At 68.4% G+C, this 7844-nt stretch carries 10 protein-coding genes; all 10 read left to right on the forward strand.

What is annotated here, in order from left to right:
• Position 1: 1 nt before the first annotated feature.
• On the forward strand, positions 2-1177 hold the full coding sequence (locus PMI12_RS16675; RefSeq protein WP_007834710.1) for an FHA domain-containing protein: 1176 nt from the start codon (positions 2-4) through the stop codon (positions 1175-1177).
• Between the two features lie 141 nt (positions 1178-1318).
• A complete protein-coding gene (locus PMI12_RS16680; protein WP_007834711.1) occupies positions 1319-1522 on the forward strand; it encodes a hypothetical protein in 204 nt (67 codons plus the stop codon).
• A gap of 66 nt (positions 1523-1588) precedes the next feature.
• The gene (locus PMI12_RS16685) at positions 1589-2017 is read left to right on the forward strand and encodes a hypothetical protein (RefSeq protein ID WP_007834713.1); all 429 of its coding nucleotides are present in this window, start codon (positions 1589-1591) and stop codon (positions 2015-2017) included.
• Positions 2014-2790 (forward strand): type III secretion system inner membrane ring lipoprotein SctJ, encoded by a 777-nt coding sequence (gene sctJ / locus PMI12_RS16690; protein WP_007834714.1) that lies wholly within the window; start codon positions 2014-2016, stop codon positions 2788-2790. Before PMI12_RS16685 ends, sctJ begins: the two co-directional genes overlap by 4 nt.
• Before the next feature lie 9 nt (positions 2791-2799).
• Positions 2800-3510 carry a hypothetical protein gene (locus PMI12_RS16695; RefSeq protein ID WP_007834715.1) on the forward strand — a complete coding sequence of 237 codons (711 nt, stop codon included), beginning with the start codon at positions 2800-2802 and terminating at the stop codon, positions 3508-3510.
• A complete protein-coding gene (gene sctL, locus PMI12_RS16700; protein WP_007834716.1) occupies positions 3492-4142 on the forward strand; it encodes a type III secretion system stator protein SctL in 651 nt (216 codons plus the stop codon). The genes PMI12_RS16695 and sctL overlap by 19 nt, the downstream gene beginning before the upstream one ends.
• A complete protein-coding gene (locus tag PMI12_RS16705; protein WP_007834717.1) occupies positions 4139-5497 on the forward strand; it encodes a FliI/YscN family ATPase in 1359 nt (452 codons plus the stop codon). Before sctL ends, PMI12_RS16705 begins: the two co-directional genes overlap by 4 nt.
• Complete coding sequence (locus PMI12_RS16710) at positions 5494-5979, forward strand: hypothetical protein (RefSeq protein ID WP_007834718.1); 486 nt, start codon at positions 5494-5496, stop codon at positions 5977-5979. The genes PMI12_RS16705 and PMI12_RS16710 overlap by 4 nt, the downstream gene beginning before the upstream one ends.
• A gap of 13 nt (positions 5980-5992) precedes the next feature.
• The gene (sctT, locus tag PMI12_RS16715; RefSeq protein WP_007834719.1) at positions 5993-6772 is read left to right on the forward strand and encodes a type III secretion system export apparatus subunit SctT; all 780 of its coding nucleotides are present in this window, start codon (positions 5993-5995) and stop codon (positions 6770-6772) included.
• A gap of 10 nt (positions 6773-6782) precedes the next feature.
• Entirely contained in the window at positions 6783-7814 is a 1032-nt protein-coding gene (locus PMI12_RS16720; protein ID WP_007834720.1) for an EscU/YscU/HrcU family type III secretion system export apparatus switch protein, read from the forward strand.
• Positions 7815-7844: the final 30 nt, after the last annotated feature.

Consider the following 7844-nt stretch of genomic DNA (forward strand, 5'->3'; position numbering starts at 1 on the left):
GATGAATGGCGACATTCCGTTCGACGACGAACCCACGGCAGGGCCGCAGGCGCCTCAGGGCGTGCAGGCGCAAGCCGCCGGCTGGTGCCTGCGCTTCCTCAGCGGCGCGGTGAAGGGGCGCACCATCGTGCTCAAGCCCGGCATCAACGTGCTCGGTTCGGGTGGCGAGTGCGAGGTGATGCTGCCGGGCGGCGACGTGCTGCCGCGGCACCTGGCGTTCACCGTGGGCGAACTGGTCGTGTCGATGCAGCGCCTGGGCACCGCCTCGGCGCGCCTGAACGGCGAAGAGATGCAGCAGCCGCGCAAGAGCGTGGTGGCGGGCGACATCGTGAGCGTGGGGCAGATCGACTTCCAGCTCGACCGCACCTATCCCACCCATGCGCAGGAGGACCGCATGTTCGCGCCGGCCCATGGCGCGCTGCCCGACGAGAACGCGCTGGCGGGCCGGCCCGCATCTCGCACGCAGCGGCTGGGCCTTTGGGTCGGCGGCGTGGTCGCGATCCTGGCCGTGCTCGGCATCGCGGCGATGTCGTTGGGCGGCGATCGCGGCGGTGCGGCCGGTGGCAACAGCGTGAACCTGGCCGAGGTGGAAAAGGCGCTCGTGCCGTTCCCCGAGGTCGAGGTCATCGCCGCGCCCGGTGGGCAGTTCGGCGTGAAGGGCTACGTGGAATCGAAGCAGCGCCGCCGCACGCTCGAGGATGCGATGGCGCGCTTCGGCAGCAAAGTCAGCGTCAACGTGCATTCGGCCGAAGACATGGTCGAGCAGGCGCGCCGCTACGTCGACGATCCCGGTGTGGCCGTCACCTACACGGGGCAGGGCCGGCTGGTGCTGACGGGCACGGTGGAAGACACGGCCGTGCGCCAGAAGATCCGCCGCCTGAGCGAGGACCTGCACCCTTCGGTGCTGGTCTCCGACAAGGTGCAGTACCGCGAGAAACCCAAGACCGAGAACAAGGACGACGACGTGCGCGCCCAATGGGAGAACTGGCAGAGCATGCTGCCCGCGCGCATGGTGAGCATCACCGAGGACAGCAACGGCCTGCGCCACATCCAGCTGTCGAACGGCAACCGCTACTACGAAGGCTCGGTGTTGCGCTCGGGCGCGGAACTGAAGAGCATCGATGCAGATGGGCTGGTGCTGAGTGGCGGCGTGCCCAACAAGAAACCCGCGAGGTGAAGCAGATTTTTTTCTTCATCCCGCGTTCCCCGATTTCATGCGCAAACGCACCGCGGTGCGCTGCATGGAATGGCTTTGCCGAATGGCGAAGCGTTTTCATCCGCAACTTCATAAACCCCAACTTTTGACAGGAGTTTCACCATGAGCGCAGTCGACACCTCGATCCAGCAAATGCAGCAAGCCGCGGCCGACCAGGCTCGCCTGATGAGCGTCAGCATGGCTGCGGGCGCGACCATCTCCGGCGCAGCCGCCACCGCCCAGACGGTCAACGGCGCCAACGCCGCCGGCACCGAAGTGGCCAAGTCCACCGGCAACGACATCCGCCAGTCCGCCAAGCAGAACTGACGGCAAGGCACGCGCGAGGCCGACGGGCTTCGCGCGGCCCTTCTTTCTTTGCGAGGAGAGTGAACCATGACCGATCCCATTGCCTCTGCCGCGCTCAGCGCGCCGCCCCCCGAAGTTGCTGCATCCACCGCATCCGCCAATGCCGCTCCCGCGCAGCATGTGACGAGCCCTTCGCACTTCGAGCCGGGCGAGACACGCATGTTCGCCAACATGATGCAGGGCGTGCAGGCGCCGGCCGGGACGAGCGCGCCGAGTGCGATCGGCGATGCGGCCAAGTCGCTGGCCGCGCAGTTGTCGGGCAACGTGCGCTCCATGGAAGACATGCGCAAGAGCATGCTCGAGTCCATCGATTTCGCCGACCCCATCAAGACCATGTTCGTGATGACCGATCACGCCATGGAAGCGAACATGATGTTCGCGCGAATGCATATCTCCACCGGGCTGGCCAGCGCCGCGACCAGCCTGTTCGGCAGCCTGCTGAAGAACCAGCAATGAGGAGGCCTCCACGCCTGCGCTGGCTTGCCGCGCTCGTGCTGTTGCTGGCACTGGCGGGCTGCAAGGTCGCGCTCTATTCCAACCTCAAGGAGCAGGAGGCCAACGAGATCGTCGCCGCTCTGTCGAACGACGGCATCGCCGCGACCAAGACAAAGCTCGAAGGCAGCAACTGGCAGGTCGAGGTGGAGGAAGACCGCCTGAGCCAGGCGCTGGATCTGCTGCGGGTGCAGGGCCTGCCGGCCGAGCGCTACGTGAGCATGGGCGAGGTGTTCCAGAAGCAGGGCCTGGTGTCGACGCCCTCCGAGGAACGCATGCGCTACATCTACGCCATGTCGCAGGAGCTGTCGCAGACCCTGCGCAGCATCGATGGCGTGGTGGACGCGCGGGTGCACGTGGTCATTCCGGCCAACGACCCGCTGAGCGAGAAGATCCGGCCGTCGTCCGCTGCGGTGTTCATCAAGCACCGGCCCGACATCGATCTGCGCCTGCTGGCGCCGGCGGTGAAGGACATGGTGGCGCACAGCATCGAAGGGCTCACGCACGACCAGGTGTCGCTGTCGCTGTTCGAGGCGCGCCGGATATCGCGCGCAAGCTCCGCGGGCGCCGCGGCCGGCTCGCCGATGGTGCTCGGCCTGTTCTCGACGCAGACAGCGATGGTGCTGCTGGGCCTGCTGCTGCTGGCCGCCGTCTGCCTCATGGCGCTGCCGGCTCTGTTGCGCCGCCAGGGCCAGGACTGGCATACCTGGATGCGCCGGCAGGTGCTCAAGCGCTGATCGCACGCCATGGCCGCGCCGACCACTACGCCACACCCCGCCTCGGCCGCGCCCGGCCCGATGGACCTGGTGCGCCTGGTGATGCGCTTCAACCTGCATCCCGAGGCCGACCTGCATCCGAGTTGGCTGCCGGCGAACTGGCCGGCCCGGCATCGCTCGGTGGCCCGCATGGGCCCGGCCGGTCGTGCGGTGCTGGCCGAACTGCTGCGGCGCGGCCAGGCGCCGGGCCATGCGCAGCCGCATGCGGCGGCCGACTACAACTTCGACTCGCGGCTCAAGCGGCTGGCGCTGCTTGATGCGGCATCGCTGCGCCGTCTCGCGGCCTACCTCGGCTTCTGTGCGCACCTTCCGCTCTTCAAGGTGCGCGGCGGGGCGGGCTTGCAGATCCGTCGCCAGGCGCGCCGCTTCGACCGCGACGCCGTCGACTTCGTGCTCGACCGCGTCCCCCAGCTCACCGAACTGCGCATGGACAGCGCCGTGGTGCAGCAGCGGCCCCTGGCGACGGGCCGCGTGGTGCTCGACCGTGGCTACCGCCTGCTGCTGGGCGCCGCGGCGTCCGAAGGGGAGCTGGTGCTCCAACGCCTGAAGCACAAGCTGCCGCGGCGCATTTCCGCCTTGAGCGTGCCGGCATTGGGGCCGCGCCAGGCCCTGCAACTCAACGAACTGATGCTCTCCTGCATCGTTCCCGAAAGACTGCCGCAATGGGACTGGCTTTTCTGATCACCACCGACAACCTGCAGCTCCTGAGCGAGCGCAAGGTGTTGAAGGAGAACGAATACGCGGCGCTGCTCGACGCATCGGCCGTGGTGGACACCGCGCGCCAGGAGGCGCGCCGCATCACCCAGCAGGCCCTTCACGATGCCGAGGCGAGCCGCCGCCAGGGCTACGAGGAAGGGCTGAAGCGCGCCAAGGCCGAGTACGCGCGGCAACTGGTGTCCGAGACCATGGCCGCCGAGCGGCAGCTGCATTCGCTGCGCAGCGCGATGGCGCAGATCGTGGTCAAGGCCGTGGGCAAGTTCATCGCCGACGCCCGGCCCGAGGCGCTGTTCGAGGCCGCATTGATGCGGGTGGACACGCTGATTCGCGGCGAGCCTTTCATCAGCGTGCGCGTGGCGCCGGCACAGGAGGCCTCTATGCGCGAAGTGCTGGCGCGGCTGCGGGCCGAAGCCCAATGGAACATGACGGTGAGCGTCGTGGCCGACCCGGCACTCGCCATCGGCGCCTGCGTGGTACAGACCGCATCGGGCACGCTGGAGCTCGGCGTGGAGGCGCAGCTCGAAGCCTTCCGGCGCGCGGTCGAACGCGGTGGCGCGGTCGACCGTCCGGGTGATGGCGCGGAGGCGAAGCGATGAGCGCGCCGCAGTCGATCGCGTCCGACGCGGCGTTGGGCATCGTCGCTGAACTGGAGCAGGTCTTCGGCCGCGTGATGCCGGTCGGCATGCGCGGGCGCGTGAGCAAGGCGGTCGGCATGCTGATCGACGCCACCGGCATCCAGGCCCACGTGGGCGAGCTGTGCGAGCTGGTCACGCCGGGCGAGCCGCCGCTGCTGGCCGAGGTGGTGGGCTTTCGCAACAACACCGCCATCCTCACGCCCTTGGGCCCGATCACCGGCATCTCGGCGCTGACCGAGGTGGTGCCGACGGGGCGCGGCCACATCTGCCCGGTGGGCGCCGGCCTGCTGGGCCGCGTGCTCGACGCGCTGGGGCAGCCCATCGACGAACTCGGACCGCTCGCCACCCACGCGCGGCTGCCGGTGCACCGCGAGCCGGTGAGTCCGCTCGCGCGGCGCATGATCGAGGCGCCGCTGGCCACCGGCATCCGCGCCGTCGACATGCTGCTGACGCTCGGCGAAGGCCAGCGCGTGGGCGTGTTCGCGCCGCCCGGCGTCGGCAAGAGCACCTTGCTCGGCATGCTGGCGCGGGGATCGACGGCCGACGTCAACGTGATCGCGCTGATCGGCGAGCGCGGGCGCGAGGTGAAGGAGTTCATCGAGCACAACCTCGGCCCCGAGGGCCTGGCCAAGACCGTGATGGTGGTCTCCACCTCCGACCGGCCGCCGATGGAGCGCATCAAGTCGGCCTACGTGGCGACCACCATTGCCGAGCACTTCCGCGATCAGGGCAAGAAGGTGCTGCTGCTGGTCGATTCGCTCACGCGCTTTGCGCGCGCGCAGCGCGAGATCGGCCTTGCCAGCGGCGAGCCGCCGACGCGCCGCAGCTATCCGCCGTCGATCTTCTCGATGCTGCCGCAGCTGCTGGAGCGCGCGGGACAGGGCAAGACCGGTTCGATCACCGCCGTGTACTCGGTGCTGACCGAAGGCGACGAAGAGAACGACCCGATCGCCGAAGAGGTGCGCTCCATCCTCGACGGCCACATCGTGCTGTCGCGCAAGATCGCGGCGGCCAACCGCTACCCGGCCATCGACGTGCTGGCCAGCATCAGCCGCGTGATGCCGCTGGTCGCCTCGCGCGAGCACTGCACGGCGGCGGCGCACTTTCGCAGCCTGCTGGCCAAGTACCAGGAGATGGAACTGCTGGTGCAGATCGGCGAGTACAAGCCGGGCAGCGATGCGCTGGCCGATGAGGCGATCCAGGGGCGGCCCGCGATGCTCCAGTTTCTGTCGCAGCCGCCGAAGAGCAGCCAGCCCTTCGACCAGTCGTTGGCCGCCTTGCTGCGCTATGAGCCGGTGGCTGGGAGGGCGCGATGAGCATCGACTGGAAGCTCCTGGTCGACGTGCGCGAGCGGCAGAAGACCGCTGCGATGGGCGTGGTTGCACGCGACCGCGCGGCCGCCGAGGAGAGCCAGGCCCGGCTGCAGCAGGCCGAGGCCTGGCAGCAGCAACAGGTGCAGAACAAGGCACGGCACTGGGAGGCCACCCGGGGCGCGCTCTCTGGCGGCCAGTGCAGCGTGGAGGCCTTCCGAAGCGCAGGCGCATGGAGCGGCGCGCTCGATGCGCGGATCGCCGAGGCCGGGCAGGCCACGGTGCAGGCTGCGCGGGCGCACTCCGAGCGCGAACAGGTGCTGGAGAAAAGCCGGCGGCAGTTGCGCGCCGCTCATGGCGAACTCGAGAAGGCCCGGCAGATGCAGCAGCGCGCGCGCACCGAGCGCCTGCACCTGCAGGAGTTGCGGCTCGAAGACGCCAACGAAGAGAGCACCGCGCAGGCCTGGGCCATGCGCCGGCCCGCCTAGGTACGCAGCAGCCATGGAAAGCTTCGAACTCGGCAACATGGAGCAGTTCTTCTCGGCGGTGGTGCTCACGCTGCCGAGGCTGTTCGCGATCTTCGCGGTCGTGCCTTTCCTGTCGGGCGGCATGATCACCGGCACCGTGCGCAACGGCATCCTGCTGATGCTGGCGATCTTCATGTCGCCGGTGGCGGGCGAGGTGCCGGCCGCATCGATGACCACCTGGGTGTTCATCGCGGGCAAGGAGGCCCTGATCGGAGTGTTGCTGGGCCTGGGCTTCGGCATCTTCATCTGGGCCATCCAGAGCGTCGGCGACCTGATCGATTTCCAGACCGGCTCCAGCAACGCCTCCTTCTTCGACCCGGTGGCCGGGCACGAGAACGGCGCGACCAGCGAATTCCTGGGCTGGATGGTCATCACGCTCTTCGTGTCGGCGGGCGGGTTGCTCGCGATGCTCGGGGTGGTCGTCGACTCCTACCGCATCTGGCCGGTCGGCTCCTTCTTTCCCAACCTGGGCCTGGTGCTCGAGCAGTTCGCGATCCGGCAGGGCGACACGCTCTTCCTGTGGATCGTGAAGCTGGCGTCGCCCGTCATCGTGGTGCTGCTGCTGGTGGAGCTGGGCGTGGGCCTGGTGGGCCGGGTGGCGCCGCAGCTCAACGTGTTCGTCTTTGCGCAGCCGCTCAAGAGCCTGCTGGCGCACCTGATGATGCTGCTGTTCCTGTTCTTCGTGTACGAGTCGCTGCAGGATTTCCTGCGGCCGGAGAACAGCGTGCTCGATTTCCTGAGGTCCACGCTGTAGCGGGCAGGGCATGGCGGAGAAAGACCAGGCCCCCACCGCCAAGCGCCTGCGCGACGCGCGCAAGCGCGGCGAGGTGGTGTTCAGCACCGACGTGGCCTCGACCGTGGTGTTCATCGTGGTTGTGCTGTCGCTGTGGCTGGGCGGCCGGCTCATCTACAGCCTGCTGCGCGAACTCTGGCTGCATGCGACCAGCACCACCTTGCTGACGGCACCCGACGACCGCTTCGCCGAGTTGCTGCTGCACACCGGCGAAACCCTGGTGTGGGGAACGTTGCCGATCATGGCGATCACCGCCGCGGCAGGCATCGTGGGCTCGCTGTTCCAGGTCGGCGGCGTGGCAGCGTGGGAGCGCATCAAGCCCGACGTGAACCGCATGAACCCGGCCGAGGGCCTGACGCGCATCTTCTCGACGCGCAGCCTCATCAACCTGCTGAAGATGTGCACCAAGACCGCGCTGCTCGGCATGCTGATGTTCGTGGTGGTGCGCGGCTTCGTCGACACCGCGCTCAAGCTGGGCTACGCGCGGCCCGAGGGAATCATGACGGCCGCCGCCCACATGGTGCTGGTCGCCTTCGGCTGGGCGGTGGTGATCTACGCGGTGATGGCCGCGGTCGACTACGTGCACGAGCACCACGAGTTCATGAAGAAGCAGCGCATGTCCATCGAGGAGATCCGCCAGGAATACAAGGAGATGGAGGGCGACCCGATCAACCGCTCGCGCCGGCGTTCGGCCTACTTCGAGGCGGTGTACGCAAGCCTGAACGACCGGGTGCGCGCGTCGTCGGCCGTGATCCATTCGCCGCGCATCGCCGTCGCCCTGCAATACCTCGGCGAGACCGACCTGCCGCGCGTCATCGCACGCGGCGAGGGCGAAGTGGCCGCGCAGATCCGCCGCTTCGCGAGCGAAGGCCTGATCCCGACCGAATTCGAGCCCGCGCTGGCCGAGCGCATCTATGAAGAAGTGCCGCAGGACCAGCCGATCCCGCGTGCGCTGTATGCGCCCGTGGCCAAGCTGCTTCGCTGGGCGCAGGGCAGCGAATGAATCCTGAAAAACCGATGACCGAAAGGAACA

The organism is Variovorax sp. CF313, assembly GCF_000282635.1.
Lineage (GTDB): Bacteria > Pseudomonadota > Gammaproteobacteria > Burkholderiales > Burkholderiaceae_C > Variovorax.